The sequence below is a fragment of the Streptomyces sp. UG1 genome, from assembly GCF_049974585.1.
In the GTDB taxonomy this organism is placed as follows: domain Bacteria; phylum Actinomycetota; class Actinomycetes; order Streptomycetales; family Streptomycetaceae; genus Streptomyces.
Genome location: NZ_JBNGGG010000062.1, coordinates 1 through 22,013 on the forward strand (window position 1 = coordinate 1; position 22,013 = coordinate 22,013).

Consider the following 22,013-nt stretch of genomic DNA (forward strand, 5'->3'; position numbering starts at 1 on the left):
GTTCGTCAGATCCCCACGTCCCACGGGACGTGATCATCAACGAACAAGATCCACTTTCGCAACAGGCCCTAGCCGCAGGGCGTACGCTGGACACCGAATGCACAGGACTCCCAACAGGGGTGACGCGCAGGGACGGGAAGACCGGTCACCGGCCCGTGGTCGCATGCGCCGGCGGGCCCCCGCAGCCCCGACGCGGGTCCCTGTCGCCCCGCCCACCATGAAGCCCGGGGCGCCGCAGCACAGATGGGCGCCCCGGGCGAGGCGTTTCCTACGGGCAGGTGGCCGCCGTGTCGATGCGGATGCCGGTCACGGTGTACGCGGACGAGAAGTTCACGTGGTGGTTCGGTGGGAGGCAGAAGTACGCGGTTGCGCCGGTGCTGTTGACGATGTAACGGAGGTACGCGCGGTCGTCGTTGCGGGTGTTGTTGACCCAGTCCGCTCCTCGGCTTCGGGGGCCGAGGTTCTGGTAGCCGCTGGTGACGTCCCGGTAGGCAGCGGTGGGCGCCGCGTTGTTCCAGTCGCTGTTGGTGAGGTAGAAGCAGACACGGGGATAGATGCACCCGTTGAAGCTGTCCGCCGAGGCGGTGGGTGCCATGGCCAGTGTGGTTGCGGCGAGGGCAGAAGCTGCCACGCCGACAGTGGCGATTCGGTTCGTCATGTTCATGGAGCTTGAATCTGGTGGCGGAACGATTAACTCAGAAGGCGCTTTCCGGCCAAGCAGATTCTTCAGCTTCTATTCGGCGCAGAAGGTTCCGATCGTTCCTTTTCGGTCCTCCGGTGTTTCCGGTCATGCTCGGCGCCTCGTCTCGCTCCGTTCACAGTCAGCCTTGGGCTCCATACGCCCACAGAGCGGCCCCTGTCGCCCCGGCCCACCGAGAAGGTCTGGGTGCCCCCCTGCGGCGGGGGCACCCAGACCGGGAGGGGTGAGCACTGTCAGGATCACCTCCGCTGCTCGGCCCCGCATCCACACGAGATAAGCCGCCACCCAACCGGCCTACCCGGGCCCTCGTCTCGATGTGCGGCGTATCCCATTCGGTCGCACGCTGAGCATGACCCGGTTGCGCCAAGAGCCAGCTGTGATCACTGCTCTGCGGGGAGGCGTCGTGATCGTGATAGCGCTGCTCGTGCCGGTGATGATGTTCCTCATGCTGTTCGCGATGGCCGCCCTCGAAGACCACATGTTCCCGCCACCGCAACCGCCCCCGCCGGAACCAGCGATCCCGGAACAGCCCGTGGCCGATTGAGACCCGCGCCAGATCTCGCACACCCCCCTACCGCTGTGGCCGAATCGGGTGCATGCCCCCTTCCCTCCCACGCGACACCGCGCGCGCAAAGGGGGCGATAGATATGAGTCTGAAGCACCATGTCCGGACCCGGGCCACGGTGATACGCGTTGGGGACACCACAACCTTCGCATCCCTCGAAGACTGGTACGTACGTTCAGTAGCAGTCAGTTATTGGGGCCTCGGAGTCGAGGCAGCAAGACGCGGACGTCCTGCTCGACACGTTCGGCCAGGCTCTGGGGGTCCAGAGCGGTCCATTGATGGCAGACATCGACCGTGAAGGAATCGCCGGGGATGACGGGATTGCGACGTGGATTGTCAGCGCGGAGGGAGAAGCTGGGCCGGGCGAGGGCGACGCTCCACAACGGCTGGGACGGACGAGGCAGCAGCAATATCGGATGACGTGGATCGAGAACGCTCCCCTGGTCAAGGGGCGGGTGGCCCCACACCTGCTCATCGGCCCAACTCGACACCTCGACATCAAACGCGTCCGGATACCCGAAGTGGTCATCGAACGAGTCCCGCAGCCGCTCATCGACCATGACCCCGGCGCTGATCACCACCCAGTCCGGGAAGTCCTCATAGTCCCGGCACAGCCGCAGATCCCAAGCGCCGGCCTGGAGCCCCTCCTCACCGCCCCAGAACGTCACACGCGGTGCGTGCTCCTCGGCGCCGTCCATACGCAGAGGTTCGAGGGCGCTTTCGAGAGGATCGAGCAGATCGGCGTATGCAGCACGCAACCTCTGCCCGGCAGCGATCCTCGCGGTGTCACCCTCGTGGGGGGCGATGCGCCATTCGTCTTCCATCAGCGGCACTTCGTAGCTCAGGTGCCGCCATATCTTTTCGATCGCCAGCGGGTAGCCGTCCGCGCCACGGCGTTCGTGCTCGGCTCTGGGCAGACACACCCGCCATTCGACGAACGTCTTGTCGCAGAAGCCGGAAATCTCCACGCAGTCGTTCAGGATCTCGCAGCCCAAGGAGGTCGCCAACTCCTCCAACTCCAGCCAGCCGCCGTGGACAACCACCTCCGGTTCATACGCCTTCATCTGCCACACGATCGGATCGCAACGGGCCAGAATCTCGGACTCAGGGTGCATGCCTTCATCCTTCCGCACCTGGCCTTACCAACACGATCCCAGTCGGTCTGAATCCTGTGTTGGCCGCACCGGCCCGCGAGTGCGACCCCCAGGTCCTTACGGGCGAGAGCGCATAGGTTGCCGCTGGAGACATCTCAGTCAGAGCAACTGCGATGCAGTCAAACCCCCGACCCGTGGCCGGTCGGGGGTGCGACTGGCCGATGACGTCACGATCACCGTTCAGGCAGTCGCCGCCGCCCTTCAGGACGCGCCCGGCGAGCAGGCCACGGCCCCGCGTGCTTAGCTGCCTGTAAGGCACCTTGGCCGGTTGCCCAGCAGCGAACGCCCCCAGCTAGGGAGCCTGGGGGCGTTCGGCGTAACCGCACGGGCACGGCGTAGGCCGTCGGCGCACGATCGGGGCATGAGTGCAACCGTGCAGCTCCCCGCCTACGCCGTGTTCGCCCGGGGGCGCACGGCCGGGCCGACTGCCGCTCGTCACACCCTGGCCCAGTCGGAGGCCGAACAGGTGAGTCGCCCGTCGCGCCGAAGGATCGCTACGGCCGCGCATACCTCGCCACGCACGCCTCTCGTGCCAGGGTGAGTCCCTCGCCCCGCCAGACCCCGGCATCAGGGCACTGGGCCCGCCTCGCTCTCCACCTGGCGAGGCGGGCCAGCTATGCAGAGCCCGGCCCTTCGCCAATGGCGCGGCGAAGAGCAAAGGCATCACGGACGGCCCTCTCTCGCGTGCGTGCGAACGCGGGCCGGGTGAGGCTGGTGGCATGGCCGAACGTCGCGTGATCGTGTCCCCACCCACCGAAACAGGCGGTCGGCGTGTCCAGGTCGACGGCGAGACGCTGGGCACCGCGTACAGCCTGCACGACCTGACTGTGTTCCTGGAGCGGGCCGGACTGGAGGGCTTGGACGAGGTCGACGTCATCGACTCGCCCCTGATCGAGTGGCACGGCGGAGGACCCGAAGTATGGCCGTCAACGCGGTGAGAATGGCGCAGGGTGCTGCACCGTGCCTGGGCGCTCAGGCCGCCCGTCATTCCCCCCGGGCGTCCCCACCGAGCACGTCTCCGGCATAGTGCAACCGCACGCCCGGCTCGAAGCCGGGCGTCTCGATCATCGCGTCGGTGCTGTTCACCTTGTACCGGCAATGAAGGCCCCGGACGCTGGGGTGCGGGAGCCGGATTTCGCCCACACCTTCGGTCATCGTTCCGGTGTCACCCTGGTGTGGGCCACTCATCACGTAGTAGCGCATGGCGCGAACACTGCCTGTGCTCCGGAGAATCCGCAAACCGGAGCCCCGTCCTCGGGTAGTCGAGGAGTTAGAAGCACGTGCAGGGGCAGACCCGTCACGGGGGGAACCAGCCTGCCCCTGCACGTCGGCGCCCGCTGCCCCCTCCACAGAGGGCGGGCTCCATGACCCTTTGGCGTGGGGTCACTTCCAACAGCGCCCCGCGTGCTTGGAGCGTTACCCGGGCCGCGGACGGTTGCGAGACCAACACCCTTGGGAAGGTCGGCGGTTGACCACGTCGCAATTCCGACACCGTGGCTGCACGCGCCGTACAACTCAACGGACAAGGCCGACACCTGATCGAACGCACGCCTAGCGGGGCACCATTGAGGCGTGAGCACACCGCTGGGGCGCGACGGGCGCCCGCTCGTCAGCACCGTGATGGCCGCCTACAGCCTCGGCCTGCCGAGCCCAGCCGCCTTCCGCGGCTGGGCCAGCAGGCGCGGCATCACCCCGGCCACCTACCGGCCCACCGGCAACGCAGGCCATCCACAGGCATGGTGGGACCTCGCTGACATCGCCGACGCCGTACGCCCCAACGGCAGCGCTGCTTGACAATCCGCTGACCAGCACCGCACGCTTCATTACGTACGTTGCACCTCGTGCACCCTCAGCCCGGCCAGAGTGCCGGGCTTTCGCATGCCCGCCCTGCCTGACCGCCCTGCCGAGAGGAGCCGGTGTCATGCCGCGCGTGACCATCCCCGTGACCAAGCTGTCCGATGCCGGCGTGGCCGACCCCGCGGAGACGACCGCCGACACCGTCAATGGCAACCAGGTCGCCAACACCGGCAAGACCGTGATCAGGGTGCGCAACGAGCATGCCACCGTCGCCCAGAACGTGACCTTCCAGACCCCGATCACTGTGGGCGGCAAGGCCGTCGACGACACGGTGGTGTCCATCCCAGCCACGGCGACCCGCACCTTCGGCTCGTTCCCGACCGCCCTGTACGGCACGCAGATCCCGATCGACGGCGCCACCACCGACATCAAGTTCGTCGTCTTCGAGCCCTGATGCCCACGCGCGCACGCTCTCGATGCCCCAGGTGTAGGCAGATCCGCAAGCCCGACGGCAGCTGCTCACCCCAGTGCGCCAAGCGCCGCAAGGCAGCAGGCGAGCGAGCACGAGCCAGCTCCACCCAGCAGGGCTACGGACGCGACCACCGGGAGCTGTTCCGCAAGCCGGTCCTGGCCCGTGACCCGATCTGCGTGATCTGCGGAGTCGAGCCCAGCACCGACGCCGACCACTGGCCACGCTCCCGCAAGCAGCTCATCGCCCAAGGCCTCGACCCCAACGACCCACAGTACGGGCGCGGCCTCTGTTCCACCTGCCACAAGCGCGAGACCGCCCGACACCAACCCGGCGGATGGAACCGCCGCCCCCAGTGATCCTCCAGGTAGGGGGGATGGGGTCGACGATCTCAGATGATCGTTCCCGGAGCGCCGGGGTGATGCGGAGCCCTCACCGACGAAAGTCCCGACTCTGTCCCGGGGGTGATGATCGTGGGCCGTGGTGGGCAGGGCCGCCCGTCCAAGCCGACGGCGCTGAAGGTGCTGCACGGTGACCGCTCGGACCGGATCAACGACGCGGAGCCTGTGCCGGACGAGGGGGACATCGAGCCGCCCGCGTGGCTGGTCGACTTGGAGGTCGAGGCGGAGGACGGTACGGGGTCGGCGCTGGACGTGTGGCGCAGCCTGGCCCCGGACCTGATCCGCAAGCGGGTGCTTACGGCGTGGGACGTGGAGGCGTTCGCCGTGTTCTGCGACGCCGTGATCGGCTACCGGCGGGCCGCGGTGCAGGTGGTCCGGGAAGGGCTGACGGTGGCGGGCGCGCGTGGCCGGGTGAAGAACCCGGCGCTGACCGCGCTGAAGGACTACGCCGAGATCCTCGGCCGATACGGTGCCCGGTTCGGGCTGACGCCGTCGGACCGCGCCTCGCTGAGCATCGGAGGCGACGCCGGTGACCCGAAGGACGACCTCCTCACCGGCTGATCGGGGCGCGCCGGCGCGGCGCCGGCCGCCGTCGGGGCGCGGCTCGCGCAGGCCGCGGACCTGGCGTGTGGACCACGATGCCCGGTGGCGGCCGAGGGACCGGCGGGGCGGTACCTGCGGCTACACCTTCCGCGGCAAGACATGCGAGAAGAAGGCGGCCCACTACTGCGAGCCGCGCGCCGATCGAGTGGTGCGGTTCTTCGCCGAGCTGCTGGTGCACACGAAGGGCCCGCACAAGCGCAAGCCGTTCGTGCTGAAGGACTGGCAGGAGCACGAGATCGTCCGGCCCCTGTTCGGGGAGGTCCTGTGGTCGGCGGAGTACGGCTGTTACGTCCGCCGCTACCGCATCGCGTACATCGTCGTCGCCCGTAAGAACGGCAAGAGCGAGCTGGCGGCCGGACTGCTGCTGTACCTGCTGGTCGGTGACGACGAGGAGTCCGCGGAGGTGTACGGCGCGGCGGCCGACACCAAGCAGGCCGGGAAGGTGTTCGAGCCCGCGCTGCGGATGATGCAGTTGCAGCCGCTGCTGACGAAGCGGCTGAAGCACAACAAGAACGCCCGCCGTCTTATCGATGAGAAGACTGCCTCCTACTACGAGATCATCACGGCGGATGCTGAGGGCGAGCTGGGTCACAACCCGCACGGGTTCTGTCTGGACGAGGTGCTGTCGCAGCCGGACGGGTCGCTGTGGCAGGCGCTGACGACGGCGGTGGGTGCGCGGCTTCAGGAGCTGCTGTTCGCGATCACGACGGAGACGAACGACTCGGCGTCGTTCGGCGCCGATCTGATCGACGAGGCCGACCGGGTCATGGAGGACCCGAAGCGGGCGCCGCACATCTTCGCCTACGTCCGCAAGGCGCCCCGCTCGCGGGACGAGTTGGACCGCCTGCACCGGGTCTTCCCCGGGCACCCGGACCTGCCGGTGTCGCTGGATCCGTGGGACGAGGCGAACTGGAAGTGGCCCAACCCGGGCCTGGATCAGTTCAAGTCCCGGGATGCGATGCGCCGCCAGGCGCTGGAGGCTCGCGGCGACCCGCACAAGGAGAACGGGTTCCTCCAGTTCCAGCTCAACGTGCGGGTGCAGCAGGTCACCCGGTACATCCCTATGGATCTGTGGGACGCCAACGCGGGGGAGATCGCGGCGACACCCGAGTGGGTGCGGGTGCGCCTGGTGGGCGAGCAGTGCTGGGCCGGTCTCGACCTGTCCAGCAAGTTCGACATGACGGCGTGGGCGCTGCTGTTCGCGGACGGCAGCGTGCTGTGGCGGTTCTGGGTGCCGGAGTCCGTGGTGCCGGTCCTGGACGAACACACCAACGGGAAGTTCAGCCAGTGGGTAGCGGACGGCTGGGTGACCGCGACCGACGGCAACGTCATCGACTACGAGACGGTGTACGACGCGATCGAAGAGGATCACGGCGACTTCGTCATCATCGACGTCACGTACGACAAGTGGTGCGGCGAGCCGGTCCGGCAGGAGGTCGAGGACCGCACCGGCCTGGACATGATCGAGTCCGGGACGACGTACGAGCGGATGACCGCGCCGATGACCGAGCTGATGCGGATGCTCAAGGCCGGTGAGCTGAAGCACTACGCGAACCCCGTCGCACGGTGGATGGCCGACAACCTGGAAGCCAAGCACCCCACCGACGACCCGGACCGCGTGCGCCCCGTCAAGCCCGACCGCAAGAAGTCCGGCAAGCGGATCGACGGCATGCCGGCCCTGTGCTTCGCCATCGACGGATCACTCGCCGTCGACGAAGGCGGTGCAGCCGCCGACATCTTCTGACCGGTTGAGCTGACCGATGGTGAGGCCACGGCCCCGCCCACAGCACGGGGTCGTGGCGGGGCCGGGATCAGGACGTGTCGGCTGGGGGCTGCTCCGCCTCTTCTGCGGCAGTCTCACCCTCACCGGCTGCGGGGGTCTCGGAAGCCGCTTCCTCCGTCGCCTCGGCTGCGGGCTGCTCCGGCTCTTCGGCGGGAACCGTGCCCGTCTCCACCCCGAGAGGCTCGGGTTCGGTGTTGCTCATGCTTTTCACCTCCTTCCATCGCTGGTGATCTAGGAAGGGGCTTAGCTATCACCTGGCTAATAACCAGGCTAACCAGGAAATAGCAGGCATAACCGCCTCAATTTGAATCCTCGCCCTTCCTGGCCGCGTCGAACGCTGAACGTCAGCGGCGCTGGCCCTTCGATTGCTTACCGAAGGAGCGTCGTGATGCACCGACTTGCCGCTGTCGCCTGTCTGGCTGCCGGGATCGGTGTGCTGGCGGGGCCTGGCTGGGCGCTGCTGGCGCTGGGCGTGCTGCTGTGGGGCAGCGGGCCGCGCCGCGGGCGTCGGGAGGGCGAGAGGGGCCCGCAGGAGGCGCCGCTGGACGCCGCTGTGGTGAGAGCCCGGGAACTCGCCGCACGGCTGCGGGAGGGTGCCGGGCGGGCCGCGCAGGCGCCGCGTCGTACGACCGCCGTCACCTCGATGGCTGCTGGTCTCGCCAGCGTCCCGGCGGGGGTGCTCGTGTCTGTCGGCGTTGGCGGGGCGGCCGTGACCGCGGGTGGTCTGCTGATCGGGCTGGGCATCCTCACCGGCTGGAACGCGTGACGTGGGCTGGCTGACCGGACCGCGCCGCGAGTCCAAGGCGGTCGAGGGCCTGGCCTTCGGCCCGTCGCTGGGTTTCGGCGTGAACGAGCCGGTCTACCCGGGCATGAACTTCCTGTCGTATGCCAGCGCCGGGTTCGGCAAGAACGAGCTGGTGTACGCCTGCATCATGGAGAAGGCGACCTCTCTGCCCGAGGCACCGCTGCGCGTGTACGGGCCGGACGGGCTCGGCGAGCCGCGCGAGAACCACCCGCTGCGTGAGCTGATCGCGAACCCGAACCCGCTGCTCAGCGAGTTCGAGATGTTCCAGATGACCGTCCTGCACATGAACCTCGCGGGGATCTCGTTCTGGGAGATCGTGCGGGACCGGGCGGACAGGCCGCGGGAGCTGTGGCCGCTGCGTCCGGACCTGGTGCGCATGCTGCGCCAGCGCAACGGGCGCACCCGCTACGGCTACCTGCTCGGCGGCGGCATGGTCGACCTGGGCACCGACGTGATCGCGTTCCGCTACCCCAATCCGGTCGATCCGCTGCTCGGTCAGCCGCCGCTGCGGCCGGCGGTGCGCGCGGTGGCTCTCGACAACGAGGTGACCGACTTCGTCACCCACCTCGTGCAGAACCGGGCTGTGCCGGGCGTGGTCATCACCACGCAGCGCAAGGTCGACGAGGAGATCAGCAACAGGCTGGCCACGAAGTGGAAGCAGAAGTTCGGCGGCTCCCGCCGCGGCGAGCCCGCCGTGCTCCAGACCGGCATGGACGTCAAGGTCCTCGGACTCAACCTGGACCAGTTGGAGTTCCCTGACTTGCGCACCATCTCCGAGTCGCGGATCTGCATGTCGTTCGGGGTGCCGCCGATCCTGGTCGGCGCCAAGGTGGGTCTCGACCGCTCTACGTTCGCCAACTACCGCGAGGCACGGCAGTCGTTCTGGGAAGAGACGATCATGCCCGATCAGCGGCTGATCCGCGACGTGATCGTGCGCAGGCTGCTGCCCGAGGTGAATGACTCCACGTTCATCGTGCCCCGCCGGGTCACGGTGAAGTGGGACCGCTCGCAGGTGCTCGCCCTGAAGGAGTCCGAGCAGGCGATCTGGGAGCGCGCCAACAACGCGCTGCGGGCCGGGGCCATCACCATCAACGACTTCCGCCGCATCGTCGGCCTGCCCCGGGTCGAGGGCGGCGACGTGTTCCTGCGCCCGGCCGGCGTCATGCCCACGCTCGCGGACGGCACCCCGGCCGCTGGTGCCGAGGAGCCCACCGGCACCCCGGAGGACCAGCCGTCCGGTGGGACAGTCACCGACGACGAGCCCGAAGGGAACGCCTCCGACGAGGAGATCGCCAAGCGGCTGCTGGCCGACCTGGTCCGGGTGTGAGCCATGCCTGTCCGGGCCCGGGTCCCCGCCTCGCACCTGCGGGACGCAGAAAAGGCGCTCGCCGAGTTCTTCCGCACCCAGGGCGCTGCCATCGCGGCCAACTGGCCCGAGCCCAAGAGCAGTGGCAAGGCGCTGGCGGACGTGTTCAGCCTGGCCCGCTGGAACCGTGTCCTGGCTCCCGTCGTCGAGACGATTGCGCTCGCCGTCTCCACGGCCGCGGGCCGCTCCGTGCTCGCCGGGCTGGGCCTGGCCGCCGACGGCTACGACCAGGACGTGACGCTGGCCTGGATCGCCGCGCACGCCTCCGGCGTCGCCTCGGGGGTCAACGGCCGGACCCGCGCCACCGTACGCGACGCCCTCGCCGCCGATCTCACGGCGAGTGACGTCCGCGACCTCTTCAGCACGATGGCTGAGGCCAGGGCACCGCAGATCGCCCGGACCGAGGTAACGGCCGCCACGGGCTTCGGCACCCGCGAGGCGGCACAGCAGTCCGGCCGCGACCTGGTGAAGACCTGGAAGACCGGCAGCAATCCCCGCGCCAGCCATGCCCGCCTCGACGGCCAGGCCGTGCCGATGAACGAGACCTTCAGCAACGGCGCGCGCTGGCCCGGCGATTCGCGCCTGGACGACAAAGAGCGCTCCAACTGCAACTGCTCCATGACCGTCGACGCGGCATGACCCGCCACGGGCCAGAGAGGTGACCATGACCATTCAGAGGCTCATCGCGCCCGCCGAGTGGAAGGCGTCCGACGACGGGCCGGGCACGCTGGAGGGCTACCTGTCGACCTTCGGCAACACCGACCTCCAGGGCGACGTGATCGAGCCGGGAGCCTTCGCGAAGACCGTGAACAAGGTCAACAAGGACGGCATCCCGCTGCTTGCTGACCACAACGCCTCGGTGCGCAACGTGCTCGGCACGATCGTGCACGCCGAGGAAGACAGTAAGGGGCTCCGGATCAGGGCCAGGTTCGCGGCCGACCCCGACGCGCAGGCCATCCGGCAGAAGCTGCTCGACGGCCACCTCAAGGCGATGTCCATCGGCTACGAGCCGAAGGAGTGGGGCATCCGCGAGGACGACGACGGCCGCATGGTCCGGGTCCTGAAGGAGGTCAAGCTGTGGGAGGGCAGCGTCGTGGTTTTCCCGGCCAACCCCGAGGCGCTGGTCGACACGGTCAAGTCCGCGGTGCACCACACCATCGGCTTCGTGATCGCTGGGGCAGTCGCCAATGGCGTCGACGAAGGCGAGGTGAAGGCGGCCATCCGCGCGTACGCGACGGCTGACAGCCCGCCCGGAGAGCAGCCCGTCACCACGGACGATGCCACGTCACCGGCCGGCGAGGACACGAAGGACGGCAGCTCCGACGGCGACGGGCCGGACGACACAAACGAGGGCGCTGACTCCCTCAAGCTGAAGATGTACCGGGCGGACGCCGTCCTGGCGGGCCGCGACCCGGACGAGATGACCGACCCCGTCACCTGCGCGGGCATGGAAGCCCGCCTCGATGTCCTCGACCAGTGGGTCAAGGACCGCAATCGCGAAGCCGAGCTGACCGACGAGCTCAGCCAGCTCCGCGAGTAGCCCGCCCTCAACCGGCGCGCGACGAGCCACGCCGAAGCACCGACGCGACGAGCAGTCGGACGGCCGGAGCAGCACCTGCCTGCGACGAGCAGCGACGGATCTCCAGGCCACCCAACCTGATTGTTCGAGCCCCCGCATGCGGGGGCTTCCGCATGTCTGGAGACATCATGGGAGCCCATCCCCTCCTGGTGCGGGCCGCGCAGTGCATCGAGCAGGCCCGCGCCCTCAACGACGAGTTCCCCGAGAAGCGGCAGATGCCGGCCGAGGTCGCCAAGAAGATCGACCTCCTGCTCAACGAGGCCAGCGACTGCAAGAAGCAGGTCGAGCGCGAGGCCAGGCTCACGGACCTGGACAACTTCCTGTCCGCGCCGGTTTTCAAGCACGACATGGGCGGCGAGGAGGAGACCGGCGGCATGTCGGTCGCCGACATCGGCGGCGTCTACACCACCGACAAGCAGCGCAAGGAAGCCGCGCAGAAGGCGTTCATGTCCTATGTCCGCAAGGGCTGGGCGGGCATGGCGCCGGAGATGAAGGCGGCCCTGGTCGAGGACACGCAGGGCGAGGTCCTCATCCCGACCGACTTCGCGGGCACCATCCTGCGCGAGCTGCCCCGCATGGCCGTCATCCGCAACCTCGCGTTCATCCGCCCCACCTCGAAGAACAAGGTCGACGTTGGCGTGGTCAACATCGCCGCCGCCGGATGGGGCAAGCTGGAGACCGGCACCGTCGCCGCCGACGGTCTGGCAGCCGACCCCGCGGACAAGGACACCATCTCCGTCCACGACCTCAACGCCCTCGTGAAGATTGGCGTGGACGAGCTGGAGGACTCCGACGAAGACCTCGCCGGGGTCATCAGCGAGGCACTGTCCCTGAAGCTCGCCGAGCAGGAGGACGACGCGTTCGCCAACGGCACCGGTACTGGCCAGCCGCGTGGCGTGGCACAGGCCACGGGCATCACCCAGGGGGTGGCCGCCGCGGCGGGGCAGACCGTCACCGGTGACGAGCTGAAGCGGGTCACGTTCCAGGTCCCGGCACAGTTCCGCAAGTCGGCGAACGCCGCATGGATCGGCCACACCTCCGCCGAGGAGAAGATCGCACTCCTGAAGGACGCGGACGGCCGCTACCTGCTCCAGCCGAACACCGCGCAGGGCGAGCCCAGCACCCTGATGGGCTACCGCTGGTACACCGTGGACGGCCTGCCCGCCATCACCACCACGAACGATGTGGGCGCGGGCACCGACAAGTCCGTGATGTTCGGCGACTTCCGCCAGGGCTACATGATCGCCGACCGGCGCCGGATCACCGTGACCCGGCTCGAAGAGCGCTACGCCGACGAGGGCAAGATCGGCCTGCTGTTCCGGCACCGGGTCGGCGGAGACGTCATCCGCCCCAAGGCGTTCGCCTGGTACCAGCTCTGACCATCCAACGGCCGGGCCCCGAACGCCGTCCGGGCCTGGCCGCACCGGAGGGAGATCCGATCCCGTGAGGATCCTGTGTACCAAGACGAGCCGCTTCAAGGAAGAGTCCGGCGGCGTCTCCGAGTACGACGCGCACCACGAGTACTACGTCGACGACGCCCGCGGCGCGGCCATGGTCGCCGAGGGGCGGGCGTACCAGCTGGACGCCAACGGCCGCAAGGTCGAGCCGCGCCCGGCCGCCAAGAAGACGGCCGCGAGCAAGCCAGTCGTGCAGAAGCCGACCGGGCAGGCGGGCAAGCCCGCGAGCAAGCGCGCCACGAAGTCGGTCAAGCCGCCGGAGAACAAGACCGAGCCCGGCGCGTCCGACGCACAGAAGGCCTGACCCGTGTCGAGGGCGATCTCCGTCGCGTCGGCCGCGACGGACGCGCAGGCATACACCGGCGCCGCAACGCTCATGGGTTTCGTCGCGACGGGCAGCACGACCTCGGTCGTGCGGCTGCGTGACGGCACCACGGCCACCGATCCGGTCAAGGCCGTCATCGGCATTCCCGCAGACGGCACCGCGGCGGCCGAGCTGCCCGCCGCAGAGTTCGCCACCGGCATCTTCGTCGACCGGGACGGCACGAACGCCTCGGAACTCGTCCTCTACATCCAGTAAGGAGCCGCAATGCCCGACCAGCCCACGGTGTTCGACGAGGACGCCGGCCACTACGTGCACGGTGCCGCCATCACGGACGCGTCGACGGCGCACGCCCTCAACGCCACGTTCTCCGATACAGAGGTCGAGGCGGCGCTGGACGCACTCGGAACGAAGATCAACGGCATGCTGGCCGCACTGCGCTCGCGCGGCATCATCGCCAAGGACTGACCAGTGGTGGCCGCGTTCGCGACCTCCGGAGACCTGGCGGCCTGGCTGGAAGACGACGGCCTGAACCCCGCCAACGCCGACGTCATCCTCACCGCCATCTCCGACGAGATCCGCGACGCGCTCGGCTGGCCCGTCAACGAGCAGGCGGGCGTGGCCGTCACACTGGACGGGCCCGGGCACGAGGACCTGCTGCTGCCCACCCTGCACCTGACGGCCGTCGCCTCGGTCCTCGAGGACGGTGTCACGCTCGCCCACCCGGCCGACTACTTGTGGTACGCGCACGGCAAGCTGACCCGCATGTCCGGCGGCGAACCGATTGCGTGGACCAAGAAGCGGCAGGGTGTGACGGCGACCTTCACGCACGGCTACCCGGAAGGCTCGGTGCCCGGCGTGTTCAGGACGGTGACGCTGGAGTCCGCCGCACCACTGGCCGGGAACCCCGGCGGACTGCTGAAGTCCCGCACAGTCGGGCGGGTGTCGGTCACCTACGCGGACGTGCGGGCTGCCGTCGCCGGGGTGGGCGACGATCCGCGCCTGGACTACCACCGGCTGCCGGAAGGGTTCTGATGGCCCGGCTCGGCAACCACACCGCGGTCATCCTGCGCGGCCGAGGCACCGACAGCTTCGGGGATCCGCTGCCCGGCGACCCCGACGAGATCGAGGTGACCGGCACGTCCATGCAGCCCGCGTCCAGCGTCGAGACCATCGACGGCGGCGAACAGGTCGTCAGCCTGTGGGACTGGTTCGTCCCGCCCGGCACGGACGTGCGGGCCACGGACCAGGTGAAGTTCCGCGGCCAGACGTACGACGTCGACGGCGACCCGCAGCCCCTCGACGACGAACGCGGGCGCCCCCACCACATCGAGGTCCGGCTGAGGATCGTCACCGGCTGAAGGAGGGGATCAGCCGATGGCCGACTTCCAGCCCTTCCCGAACATCGAAGCCCTGCTGGTCGCCGCTCTCGCCGAGTTCGGCACGTGCGGCCAGACCTTCCCCCCGGCCAAAGAACTCGCCGCGAGCCTGCCGTTCATCCGTGTGCGGCGGCTCGGCGGCGGTGACGACCGGCGCACCGACCGGCCGCGCGTGGACGTCGAGGTCGCCGCCAAGACCTACAGCCAGGCGATGGACATCGCCCTGAAGGTGCAGCAGCGCCTCATCTCCGGCTGGCTGTTCGTGCCCGGCGTCGGCCTGATGGACCGGGCCCTCACTGAACTCGGCCCGAACGAGGTCACAGACGCCGACCCGCACACCCGGCACATCGTCGCCACGTACGAGTGCCACACGCGCCGCAGCGCGTAGCCCGCCCGCCCCTCAAGCCCCGCCAGCCGCGGGGCTCTGCCCCGCTGGAGTCCCGCAGGAGAGGAGTCGGGCCGTGCCCGCATGGTCGACGCTCAAGAACCATCAGAACCGCCTGATCCGCAAGGCGCTCGAAGGGTCGACGTTCATCGCGCCCACCACCAGCTCCGCGATCACCGCACTGACCGGCGCGGACAAGGCGCTGCTCGCCCTCCCGGCCGGGTACAACGACCTGGGGTGGATGTCGGACGACGGCCCCCAGTTCTCCGCCGAGATCGACACCAGCGAGGTCACCTCGTGGGGTGCGGTCGAGCCCACGAGGCGGGACATCGTCTCCGACGTCACCACCCTCCAGGTCAGCGTCCAGGAGACCAACAAGGAGACCATCGGCCTCTACACCGGCGTCGACATGACCGCCGTCGTCCCCGACGCCACCTCCGGCGAGGTCGCAGTGACCAAGCCGGACCGGCCGCCACTGCGCTTCTACCGGGTGCTCACCATCGGCGTGGACCTTGACGACGCGGGAGAGATCTACATCGCCCGCTTCCTGCCCCGCGCCTCCGTCACCGACAAGGGCGACCAGGCGTTCACCAACTCCGACACCCCGGTCGGCTGGCCGGTCACCCTGACCGCCTACCTCGACTCGACGCTCGGCTACTCGGAGCGCTTCTACTTCGGCGGCCCCGGCTGGCACGCGCTGCTGACCGCGATGGGCTTCTGATCGCCACGGTGGCCGGAGCCTGGGCGGGCGCCGGCCGCCGCGGTCAGTGTCTGCCTGCCCAACCCGTGTGAGGAGTGATCGGCGTGGAGCCTGTCGAGTACATCGCGCCCTCCGGCGCCGTGCAGGTCGTCGAGGATCCGGCCACCATGTACCGGCTTCAGGCGGCCGGGTGGCGACCCCGTCCGGAGCTGGAGACGCTCGCCGCCAACGAGGACCCGGCGGCGACCGAGCACCTTCAGCGGGAACAGAACTTCCGCCGCCAGCAGCAGGCCGAGCAGGACGCGCGCGAAGCCCGCTTCGCACCCAAGGCCAGGGGCGAGGGCGTGGACCGCGAAAGGCCTGCCCCCAAACGCCAGCCGCGCACCAAGCAGTAGCCCGCCCGCGAGGAGCCCGCCCATGCTCGATCTTGACGCCCTCGAACGCGAAGGCACACCCGGCCCGTTCACCATCAAGCTGGGCGGACGGCCGTGGAAGCTGGCCGACCCGCAGGAACTCGACTGGAAGCAGCTCGACCGGCTCGGTACCGTCTCAGCCGAGATGGACCTGCGTCTGCTGCTGGGTGAGCAGTTCGGCGAGTTCCGCAAGCTGTCCCTGCCGGGCTGGAAGTTCGAGAAGCTGATGGAAGCCTGGCGTGCCCATTACGGGCTCGGGGGCCCGGGGGAAGCCGACGCCTCGTCTACCTGATCTCCAGGTACGGCGGGGCCATCGACGCCGATCTGGCCGCGCTCGGCTGGGACCTGGCGAAGCTGTGGCGGGAGCGCCGCTGGCGGTTCCTCCTCAACCTGATCGAGCACCTGCCGCGCACCTCCCACTTCGTCGCCGCGATGGCCGATGACGAAGAGCTCGCCGAGCAGTTGCCCGAACCCGAGGGTGGGCACCACCCGTCGCTGACCGAGTATTCGCCGGTCGTCGAACGGCTCGACCTGATGGTTGACCGGCTCGGTGAGGTTGTCACCGCCGTGGTCAACACCGTGGCGAAGAGGCCGCAGAGGCCGCCCCGACCGCAGCGGCGTCCGCAGACCGCCCGCGACCGGATCAAGCTGAAGCGGCGCAAGATGCGGCACGCCCTGATCCTGAAGCGGCTGGCCGAAGCCCGCGAGGCCGGGCGTCCGACCATGGCCGACGTCGCCGCCGATCCCCGCTTCACTGCCGGCGTGCACCGCCGCAGAAAGGAGTGACCCATGGCGCTGATCGAGTTCCGGCTCGACACCGCCGGTATCGCCGAGGCGCTGAAATCCGGCGAGTTCCGGGACCTGATGAACGGCAAGGCCGTCGAGGTCGCCGCGAACGCGCGGGCCTCGCTGCCCGAGAACGCGCCTGTGGAGTTCCGGCCCTACACCACCGACCGCCAGGCCGCCGCCGTCGTCGTCCAGCACCCGCGCGCCCGCCAGTGGGACAACGAGCGCGGCCTGACGCGCCAAGCCGCCGAGGCCGCTGGCCTGGAGTACAACCCGCCCACCTGATCCGAAGGAGCCCGCCCATGGCCCCGCAAGCCCGCAAGCGCACCGCAGCGAAGCCCGCCGACAGAGAGCCGTTCGACTTCAACCTCGACGCCGTCGAGCCCGAGCAGGAGCTGACCCCGTTCCGCTTCCACTGGGGCGGGCGCCGCTTCGTCATGCGGCACCTGGACGACCTCGATGTGTGGGCCGTCCTGCATCTCGCCGACGCCGGTGACATCGCCGCCATGGTCGGCGCGTTCGAGGCCGCGCTCGGCGACCAGTGGGACGACTTCCGCAAGATCCGCATGCCGCAGTACAAGCTGCGCGCCCTGTTCAAGGCGTACCGGGAGCACTGCCGCATCGACGAGGATGGCAACCCGATCGACGGCGAGCCGGGCGAGGCTGCGGAGCCCGCTGCCTCCTGATCCACCGCACCACCCGCGCACCCCCTGAGCCCTGGACGGGAGGTGCGCGATGGCCACCCCCAACGCCGGGTACGCAGTCCTCCAGGTCATCCCCTCGGTACGAGGGATCTCCGACGAACTGCGACGCCAGATCGTCGGCCCGGCCGGTGACGCGGGCGACCGCGCGGGGACCGCTGCGGGCGAGGGCCTGAAGAGCAAGCTGAAGGCCGGTGCCGTCGTCGCGGGCATCGCGGCAGGGGCGGCCCTGGTCAAGGGCATCGGCGATGCCATGGGGCAGCTCAACGCCACGAGCCTGCTCCAGGCCCAGCTGGGCAGCACGAACAAGGTCGCCGCCAAGCACGGCAAGATCGCGGGCAGGCTCTACAGCACCGGGGTCACCGACACCTTCGAGGACGCCGCCGCGTCGATCCGCGTCGTGATGACGTCCGGGCTGCTGCCGCCCGGTGCCACGAACAAGCAGATCGAATCGATCTCGGCGAAGGTCACCGACCTTTCCACGGTCTTCGACGCCGACCTCGGTCAGGCCGCCAACGCGGCTGGTCAGCTCATGAAGACCGGCCTCGCGCGCAACGCGACCGAGGCCATCGACCTGATCACACGCGGCTTCCAGACCATGGGCCCGCGTGCCGATGACCTGATCGACACCACGAACGAGTACGCGGGCCAGTTCCAGAAGCTGGGCCTGTCCGGCAAGGAAGCCTTCGGCCTGCTCAGCCAGGGCATGAAGGCCGGCGCCCGCGACACCGACTTCGTCGCCGACGCGCTGAAGGAATTCAGCATCCGGGCGGTCGACGGGTCCAAGGCCTCGGCCGAGGGCTTCAAGGCGCTGGGGCTCAACGCCCGGGAGATGACCGCGCAGATCGCCGGGGGCGGCAAGGGCGCCTCCGACGGGCTCCAACTGGTCCTGGACCGGCTGCGGGCGATGAAGGACCCCGTCGAGCGGGAGGCCGCGGCGGTCGCCCTGTTCGGGACCAAGGCCGAGGATCTCGGCAAGAGCCTCTTTGCTCTCGACCCGTCGAAGGCGGAGCAGGCGCTCGGCCGGGTCGAGGACGCCTCCAAGAAGGTCGGCGAGACGATCCGGTCGGGCCCGGCGCACGAACTGACCGTCTTCAAGCGGACGTTGCAGCAGGCGTTCGTCGAGTTCCTGGGCGGCAAGGTCCTGCCCGTCATCACCGAGGTCGGCCGGTGGCTGAACACCTACCTCGTGCCCGCGCTCGCGGCCACAGCCGACGTCGTGGGCCCCGTCCTGGTCGCCGGCTTCTCGGGGCTGGTTCAGGTGGGCCGTTCAGTCGTCGACTGGCTGAGGGACATGAACGCCTGGCTCATCCCGATCGGCATCGCCGTGGCCGGGTTCACGCTGGCGCTGTCCGCGAACGCGATTGCGATCGGCCTGGTCACCGTTGCGATGCGCGTTGCTGGCGGGGTGGCCAAGGTGTGGACGGCGATCACGAGGGCGGCCACGATCGCGCATGCGGCGCTCAATGCGGTCATGCGCGCCAACGTGATCATCCTCGTTATCACGGCGATCGTCGCGCTGGTGGCGGCCCTGGTCGTCGCCTACAAGAAGTCCGAGACGTTCCGCAACATCGTCAACGGCGCCTTCCAAGGCATGCTCGCCGTCGGCCGGGCCATCGGCGGCTGGTTCTCGGGGCCGTTCGTGCGGTTCTTCACGCAGACCATCCCGGGCGCCTTCCGCACGGTGCTGAACTGGGTGCGCTCCAACTGGCCCTGGCTGCTGGGCGCGCTGACCGGGCCGATCGGGCTCGCCGTCGTGTTCATCGTCAAGCACTGGCGGCGGGTCCGGGATTTCTTTCTCGCGGCATGGCAGTTCATCGTCCGCAATGTCCTCACGCCGATCCGGACGTTCTTCACCTCCACGATCCCCGGCTGGGCGCGCACCGTCAGGGACCGGGTGGTGGCCGCGTGGGGCACAGTGCGCGACCGGGTCCACAGCGCGTACGCGTTCGTGCGCGACGGCGTGTTCAGCCCCCTGCGGACGTTCTTCACCTCCACGATCCCCGGCTGGGCGGCGACCGTCCGAGACCGGGTGGCCGGAGCGTTCGGAACCCTGCGGGACCGGGTCCACGGCGTCTACACCTTCATCCGCGACCGGGTGTTCAACCCCATCGGCCGATTCTTCAAGGACACCATCCCCGGCTGGGCGCGGTCCATGAAGGACAAGGTCGTCGACTTCTTCGCCAAGATGCGCGACGGCCTCGGAAGGACCTGGGACGGGATCAAGTCCAAGGCGAAGGCGCCGGTCAACTGGGTGATCCGCAACGTCTGGAACAACGGCATCGTCTCCATCTGGAAGAAGATCACCGGCTGGATCGGGCTCGGCAACAAGCTGAAGACGCTCAAGGAACTGGCGTCCGGCGGCACCGTCGGCTCCGGGTTCGGACAGCCCGCCACGCCCGGCGTGTTCAACCGGCCCACCGCGATCGTCGGCGAGGGCAACCCGGCCCACCCGGAGTTCGTCATCCCCACCGACCCCAAGTACCGGGGCCGGGCGCGCATGCTGTGGGAGGCGGCCGGGGCGCAGCTGATGGAGGACGGCGGCGTACTGGGCTTCCTCGGCGGCGTCGCCAAGAAGGTCGGCGGTGCCGTGGTCGGCGGCATCAAGAGCATCGGGGACTTCCTGGCCGACCCGCTCGGCGCGGCCAAGAAGATGCTCAACAGCGCCCTCGGCAAGCTGGGCGACCTGGGGGATCACCCCTTTGCCCGGATGGTCGCCCGGTTCCCCCGCATGGCGGTCGACGGCCTGATCGGACTCATCAAGGATGCGGCCGGAAGCCTCCTCGGTGCGATCGGGCTCGGCGGCGGAGGCGGCTCCGGCGTCAACCGGTGGAAGCCCGTCGTGCAGATGGCGCTGCGCCAGGTCGGCCAGCCCGCCGCCTACACCGGCATCACCCTGCGCCGCATGAACCAGGAGTCGGGCGGCAACCCGAAGGCCGTCAACCGCTGGGACATCAACTGGCAGCGCGGCCACCCCTCCGTGGGCCTCATGCAGGTGATCCGGCCCACCTTCCAGCGCTACGCCGGGCGGTACCGCAAGACCGGGCCGTTCCTCTACGGGGTGTCGATCAACCCGCTCGCCAACATCTACAGCTCGATGCGGTACGCGCTCGCCTCGTACGGGTCGCTGCCGCGCGCCTACAACCGGCCCGGCGGCTACGACGACGGCGGCCTTCTGCCGCCCGGCCTGCACTCGGTCTACAACGGCACCCGCCGGCCCGAGAGGGTGCTCACCGACCGGCAGTGGCAGGCCCTGTTCGCGGCGGCCCGAGGCGGCGACGGTCCGCGCGGGGACACCTACAACTTCTACCCGCGCACCCTGGACATGACGGTCGCCGATCTCGATGTGCTCCAGCGGCGCCAGGAGGCGCGGGCGAGGATGGGGAGGCCGCGCTAGATGCCCATCGTCCGCGGCGACTTCACGCCGGGCGCCGTCCTGCCGGAGATCGGCTTCGCGACGGCCAGCTTCACCGGCCCGGACGGCGTCACCTGGCCGCTGACCAACCCGCCGGGCGGCTGGTTCACCCTCGCCGACGGCGTCAGCGGGGTCGGCGCCGCTCCGGTGGAGCTGACCACGGACGACCACCCGCGCGGGGGCTCCCGGCTGCGGCACGTCCAGCCGGTCTCCCGCACCGTCGTGTGGCCGCTGCACGTCTACGGCGACGACCACCTTCAGTTCACCGCCCGCTGGCGGGCGCTCGCGCGGGCCTTCACCGGCACCCTGCGCAGGCGCCCGGACGGCACCTACCCCCCGGGCGTGTTGGAGATCGCCCGCCCCGACGGCACGAGGCGGCGGATCGAGTGCTTCTACCGGGAGGGTTTCGAGGGGCAGGGCGCGCGCGGCACCGGCATCAACTCCGACACCGCGATCCTGTCGCTGTACTGCGAGGACCCGTACTTCTACGACCCGCAACCGATGGCCGAGCGGCGAGAGTTCGCCACCGGTGAGGACTTCCTCCAGCCGTACCCGAGCGTGTCGTCCGGCCAGGTCCTCGGCGCGACCGTGCTGGTCAACCCCGGCGACGTCATCGCCTGGCCCTCCTGGACCATCACCGGGCCCGCCTCCCTGGTGACCTTCACCCACGACGACAGTGGCGACTCCTTCGTCCTGGACCCGGCGGACGTGTCCGGCAGCCTGCTGGCCCACGAGCAGGTGATCATCACGACCGATCCGCCGAAGGTCACCAAGTACACCACCGAACGGCAGACGATCGACCTCGGCGGCGCAACGGCCGGCACGGTCACGATCACGTTCGACGGGCAGACCACCGGCTCCATCGCCTACAACGCGGACGCCGCGACCGTGCAGGCCGCGCTGGAGGCCCTGTCGAACCTCGACGCCGAGGACGTCTTCGTGACCGGCGGACCGCTGCCCGGGACGATCACGCTGACCTTCGCGGGACAGTACCTCGGGGTGAATGTGCCGGAGGTGACGGTCACTCCGACGGGCCTGACGGGCGGCACGGTCACCGTGGCCACGGTCACCGAGGGCGCCACGGCCAACTGGGTCGGCGCCCTGAACTGGCCGGGCGCCGTGCTGTGGCCGCTTGAGCCGGGCCCCAACGCGGTGACGTTCCAGCTCGACGGATCCGGCCCCGGCTCGGCGGTCGAGGTGCAGTTCTTCCCCAGGTTCGAGACGGCGTGATCG

Annotated in this window: 30 protein-coding genes; 26 read left to right on the plus strand and 4 right to left on the minus strand. The window is 69.4% G+C overall.

The window, feature by feature from the left end; all coding sequences use genetic code 11:
* Nucleotides 1-268 precede the first annotated feature (268 nt).
* Entirely contained in the window at nt 269-658 is a 390-nt protein-coding gene (locus ACP4J3_RS45745) for a hypothetical protein (RefSeq protein WP_426543302.1), read from the minus strand.
* A gap of 445 nt (nt 659-1,103) precedes the next feature.
* Between ACP4J3_RS45745 and ACP4J3_RS45750 the strand changes: the two genes are divergently transcribed.
* Nucleotides 1,104-1,244 carry a hypothetical protein gene (locus tag ACP4J3_RS45750; protein WP_426543304.1) on the plus strand — a complete coding sequence of 47 codons (141 nt, stop codon included), beginning with the start codon at nt 1,104-1,106 and terminating at the stop codon, nt 1,242-1,244.
* Nucleotides 1,245-1,450: 206 nt separating this feature from the next.
* Here ACP4J3_RS45750 and ACP4J3_RS45755 read toward each other — a convergent pair whose 3' ends face one another.
* Nucleotides 1,451-2,380 carry a hypothetical protein gene (locus tag ACP4J3_RS45755; RefSeq protein ID WP_426543306.1) on the minus strand — a complete coding sequence of 310 codons (930 nt, stop codon included), beginning with the start codon at nt 2,378-2,380 and terminating at the stop codon, nt 1,451-1,453.
* 758 nt (nt 2,381-3,138) lie between these two features.
* Between ACP4J3_RS45755 and ACP4J3_RS45760 the strand changes: the two genes are divergently transcribed.
* A complete protein-coding gene (locus ACP4J3_RS45760; protein WP_426543308.1) occupies nt 3,139-3,357 on the plus strand; it encodes a hypothetical protein in 219 nt (72 codons plus the stop codon).
* Nucleotides 3,358-3,403: 46 nt separating this feature from the next.
* Here ACP4J3_RS45760 and ACP4J3_RS45765 read toward each other — a convergent pair whose 3' ends face one another.
* Nucleotides 3,404-3,622 (minus strand): hypothetical protein, encoded by a 219-nt coding sequence (locus tag ACP4J3_RS45765; RefSeq protein ID WP_426543310.1) that lies wholly within the window; start codon nt 3,620-3,622, stop codon nt 3,404-3,406.
* A 369-nt stretch (nt 3,623-3,991) separates the two neighbouring features.
* Here ACP4J3_RS45765 and ACP4J3_RS45770 point away from each other — a divergent pair, with 369 nt between their 5' ends.
* The 5 genes from ACP4J3_RS45770 to ACP4J3_RS45790 all read left to right on the plus strand — a co-directional run bounded on the left by ACP4J3_RS45770 (nt 3,992) and on the right by ACP4J3_RS45790 (nt 7,433).
* Nucleotides 3,992-4,213, plus strand: coding sequence for a hypothetical protein (locus ACP4J3_RS45770; protein ID WP_426543312.1), 222 nt, complete (start codon nt 3,992-3,994; stop codon nt 4,211-4,213).
* Between the two features lie 127 nt (nt 4,214-4,340).
* Nucleotides 4,341-4,670, plus strand: coding sequence for a hypothetical protein (locus ACP4J3_RS45775; RefSeq protein WP_426543314.1), 330 nt, complete (start codon nt 4,341-4,343; stop codon nt 4,668-4,670).
* A complete protein-coding gene (locus tag ACP4J3_RS45780; RefSeq protein ID WP_426543316.1) occupies nt 4,670-5,044 on the plus strand; it encodes a holin in 375 nt (124 codons plus the stop codon). Before ACP4J3_RS45775 ends, ACP4J3_RS45780 begins: the two co-directional genes overlap by 1 nt.
* A 114-nt stretch (nt 5,045-5,158) precedes the next feature.
* The gene (locus tag ACP4J3_RS45785) at nt 5,159-5,647 is read left to right on the plus strand and encodes a phage terminase small subunit P27 family (RefSeq protein WP_426543318.1); all 489 of its coding nucleotides are present in this window, start codon (nt 5,159-5,161) and stop codon (nt 5,645-5,647) included.
* A 67-nt stretch (nt 5,648-5,714) separates the two neighbouring features.
* Nucleotides 5,715-7,433 carry a terminase large subunit gene (locus ACP4J3_RS45790; protein ID WP_426543320.1) on the plus strand — a complete coding sequence of 573 codons (1,719 nt, stop codon included), beginning with the start codon at nt 5,715-5,717 and terminating at the stop codon, nt 7,431-7,433.
* 67 nt (nt 7,434-7,500) lie between these two features.
* Here ACP4J3_RS45790 and ACP4J3_RS45795 read toward each other — a convergent pair whose 3' ends face one another.
* A complete protein-coding gene (locus tag ACP4J3_RS45795; protein ID WP_426543322.1) occupies nt 7,501-7,674 on the minus strand; it encodes a hypothetical protein in 174 nt (57 codons plus the stop codon).
* A 186-nt stretch (nt 7,675-7,860) separates the two neighbouring features.
* On the opposite strand from ACP4J3_RS45795, the gene ACP4J3_RS45800 reads away from it, so the two are divergent.
* From ACP4J3_RS45800 to ACP4J3_RS45890, 19 genes are all read left to right on the plus strand, one after another.
* Complete coding sequence (locus tag ACP4J3_RS45800) at nt 7,861-8,238, plus strand: hypothetical protein (protein ID WP_426543324.1); 378 nt, start codon at nt 7,861-7,863, stop codon at nt 8,236-8,238.
* A 1-nt stretch (nt 8,239) separates the two neighbouring features.
* Nucleotides 8,240-9,604: a phage portal protein gene (locus tag ACP4J3_RS45805; RefSeq protein ID WP_426543326.1), complete on the plus strand. Its 1,365-nt coding sequence runs from the start codon at nt 8,240-8,242 to the stop codon at nt 9,602-9,604.
* A 3-nt stretch (nt 9,605-9,607) separates the two neighbouring features.
* Complete coding sequence (locus ACP4J3_RS45810) at nt 9,608-10,282, plus strand: hypothetical protein (RefSeq protein ID WP_426543328.1); 675 nt, start codon at nt 9,608-9,610, stop codon at nt 10,280-10,282.
* A 25-nt stretch (nt 10,283-10,307) separates the two neighbouring features.
* Nucleotides 10,308-11,183 (plus strand): HK97 family phage prohead protease, encoded by an 876-nt coding sequence (locus tag ACP4J3_RS45815; protein ID WP_426543330.1) that lies wholly within the window; start codon nt 10,308-10,310, stop codon nt 11,181-11,183.
* A gap of 167 nt (nt 11,184-11,350) precedes the next feature.
* Complete coding sequence (locus tag ACP4J3_RS45820; RefSeq protein WP_426543332.1) at nt 11,351-12,601, plus strand: phage major capsid protein; 1,251 nt, start codon at nt 11,351-11,353, stop codon at nt 12,599-12,601.
* Nucleotides 12,602-12,665: 64 nt separating this feature from the next.
* The gene (locus ACP4J3_RS45825; RefSeq protein ID WP_426543334.1) at nt 12,666-12,983 is read left to right on the plus strand and encodes a hypothetical protein; all 318 of its coding nucleotides are present in this window, start codon (nt 12,666-12,668) and stop codon (nt 12,981-12,983) included.
* Nucleotides 12,984-12,986: 3 nt separating this feature from the next.
* On the plus strand, nt 12,987-13,259 hold the full coding sequence (locus tag ACP4J3_RS45830; RefSeq protein WP_426543336.1) for a hypothetical protein: 273 nt from the start codon (nt 12,987-12,989) through the stop codon (nt 13,257-13,259).
* 9 nt (nt 13,260-13,268) lie between these two features.
* On the plus strand, nt 13,269-13,469 hold the full coding sequence (locus ACP4J3_RS45835) for a hypothetical protein (protein WP_426543338.1): 201 nt from the start codon (nt 13,269-13,271) through the stop codon (nt 13,467-13,469).
* Nucleotides 13,470-13,475: 6 nt separating this feature from the next.
* The gene (locus tag ACP4J3_RS45840) at nt 13,476-14,036 is read left to right on the plus strand and encodes a hypothetical protein (RefSeq protein ID WP_426543340.1); all 561 of its coding nucleotides are present in this window, start codon (nt 13,476-13,478) and stop codon (nt 14,034-14,036) included.
* Entirely contained in the window at nt 14,036-14,362 is a 327-nt protein-coding gene (locus ACP4J3_RS45845) for a hypothetical protein (protein ID WP_426543342.1), read from the plus strand. The genes ACP4J3_RS45840 and ACP4J3_RS45845 overlap by 1 nt, the downstream gene beginning before the upstream one ends.
* Before the next feature lie 16 nt (nt 14,363-14,378).
* Nucleotides 14,379-14,768, plus strand: a complete 390-nt coding sequence (gene gp17, locus ACP4J3_RS45850; RefSeq protein WP_426543344.1) for a tail completion protein gp17 — start codon at nt 14,379-14,381, stop codon at nt 14,766-14,768.
* Nucleotides 14,769-14,841: 73 nt separating this feature from the next.
* Nucleotides 14,842-15,486, plus strand: coding sequence for a phage tail protein (locus ACP4J3_RS45855; protein ID WP_426543346.1), 645 nt, complete (start codon nt 14,842-14,844; stop codon nt 15,484-15,486).
* Between the two features lie 83 nt (nt 15,487-15,569).
* Entirely contained in the window at nt 15,570-15,860 is a 291-nt protein-coding gene (locus ACP4J3_RS45860; RefSeq protein WP_426543347.1) for a hypothetical protein, read from the plus strand.
* Between the two features lie 22 nt (nt 15,861-15,882).
* Nucleotides 15,883-16,170 (plus strand): hypothetical protein, encoded by a 288-nt coding sequence (locus ACP4J3_RS45865; protein WP_426543349.1) that lies wholly within the window; start codon nt 15,883-15,885, stop codon nt 16,168-16,170.
* A gap of 140 nt (nt 16,171-16,310) precedes the next feature.
* The gene (locus ACP4J3_RS45870; protein WP_426543351.1) at nt 16,311-16,664 is read left to right on the plus strand and encodes a hypothetical protein; all 354 of its coding nucleotides are present in this window, start codon (nt 16,311-16,313) and stop codon (nt 16,662-16,664) included.
* A gap of 3 nt (nt 16,665-16,667) precedes the next feature.
* A complete protein-coding gene (locus tag ACP4J3_RS45875) occupies nt 16,668-16,949 on the plus strand; it encodes a hypothetical protein (protein ID WP_426543353.1) in 282 nt (93 codons plus the stop codon).
* A 17-nt stretch (nt 16,950-16,966) separates the two neighbouring features.
* A complete protein-coding gene (locus ACP4J3_RS45880) occupies nt 16,967-17,350 on the plus strand; it encodes a hypothetical protein (protein ID WP_426543355.1) in 384 nt (127 codons plus the stop codon).
* A gap of 49 nt (nt 17,351-17,399) precedes the next feature.
* Nucleotides 17,400-20,762, plus strand: coding sequence for a phage tail tape measure protein (locus ACP4J3_RS45885; RefSeq protein WP_426543357.1), 3,363 nt, complete (start codon nt 17,400-17,402; stop codon nt 20,760-20,762).
* Nucleotides 20,763-22,010, plus strand: a complete 1,248-nt coding sequence (locus tag ACP4J3_RS45890; protein WP_426543359.1) for a phage tail protein — start codon at nt 20,763-20,765, stop codon at nt 22,008-22,010. It begins immediately after the preceding gene.
* The last annotated feature ends 3 nt before the right edge of the window (nt 22,011-22,013 follow it).

Coding starts and splice junctions, on each gene's coding strand:
- ACP4J3_RS45810 (WP_426543328.1), top strand. CDS start 9,608: ATGCCTGTCCGGGCCCGGGTCCCCGCCTCGCACCTGCGGGACGCAGAA.
- ACP4J3_RS45775 (WP_426543314.1), top strand. CDS start 4,341: ATGCCGCGCGTGACCATCCCCGTGACCAAGCTGTCCGATGCCGGCGTG.
- ACP4J3_RS45820 (WP_426543332.1), top strand. CDS start 11,351: ATGGGAGCCCATCCCCTCCTGGTGCGGGCCGCGCAGTGCATCGAGCAG.
- ACP4J3_RS45765 (WP_426543310.1), bottom strand. CDS start 3,622: ATGCGCTACTACGTGATGAGTGGCCCACACCAGGGTGACACCGGAACG.
- ACP4J3_RS45870 (WP_426543351.1), top strand. CDS start 16,311: ATGGCCGATGACGAAGAGCTCGCCGAGCAGTTGCCCGAACCCGAGGGT.
- ACP4J3_RS45890 (WP_426543359.1), top strand. CDS start 20,763: ATGCCCATCGTCCGCGGCGACTTCACGCCGGGCGCCGTCCTGCCGGAG.
- ACP4J3_RS45795 (WP_426543322.1), bottom strand. CDS start 7,674: ATGAGCAACACCGAACCCGAGCCTCTCGGGGTGGAGACGGGCACGGTT.
- ACP4J3_RS45845 (WP_426543342.1), top strand. CDS start 14,036: ATGGCCCGGCTCGGCAACCACACCGCGGTCATCCTGCGCGGCCGAGGC.
- ACP4J3_RS45780 (WP_426543316.1), top strand. CDS start 4,670: ATGCCCACGCGCGCACGCTCTCGATGCCCCAGGTGTAGGCAGATCCGC.
- ACP4J3_RS45880 (WP_426543355.1), top strand. CDS start 16,967: ATGGCCCCGCAAGCCCGCAAGCGCACCGCAGCGAAGCCCGCCGACAGA.
- ACP4J3_RS45865 (WP_426543349.1), top strand. CDS start 15,883: ATGCTCGATCTTGACGCCCTCGAACGCGAAGGCACACCCGGCCCGTTC.
- ACP4J3_RS45745 (WP_426543302.1), bottom strand. CDS start 658: ATGACGAACCGAATCGCCACTGTCGGCGTGGCAGCTTCTGCCCTCGCC.
- ACP4J3_RS45760 (WP_426543308.1), top strand. CDS start 3,139: ATGGCCGAACGTCGCGTGATCGTGTCCCCACCCACCGAAACAGGCGGT.
- ACP4J3_RS45875 (WP_426543353.1), top strand. CDS start 16,668: ATGGCGCTGATCGAGTTCCGGCTCGACACCGCCGGTATCGCCGAGGCG.
- ACP4J3_RS45800 (WP_426543324.1), top strand. CDS start 7,861: ATGCACCGACTTGCCGCTGTCGCCTGTCTGGCTGCCGGGATCGGTGTG.
- ACP4J3_RS45815 (WP_426543330.1), top strand. CDS start 10,308: ATGACCATTCAGAGGCTCATCGCGCCCGCCGAGTGGAAGGCGTCCGAC.
- ACP4J3_RS45755 (WP_426543306.1), bottom strand. CDS start 2,380: ATGCACCCTGAGTCCGAGATTCTGGCCCGTTGCGATCCGATCGTGTGG.
- ACP4J3_RS45885 (WP_426543357.1), top strand. CDS start 17,400: ATGGCCACCCCCAACGCCGGGTACGCAGTCCTCCAGGTCATCCCCTCG.
- ACP4J3_RS45835 (WP_426543338.1), top strand. CDS start 13,269: ATGCCCGACCAGCCCACGGTGTTCGACGAGGACGCCGGCCACTACGTG.
- gp17 (WP_426543344.1), top strand. CDS start 14,379: ATGGCCGACTTCCAGCCCTTCCCGAACATCGAAGCCCTGCTGGTCGCC.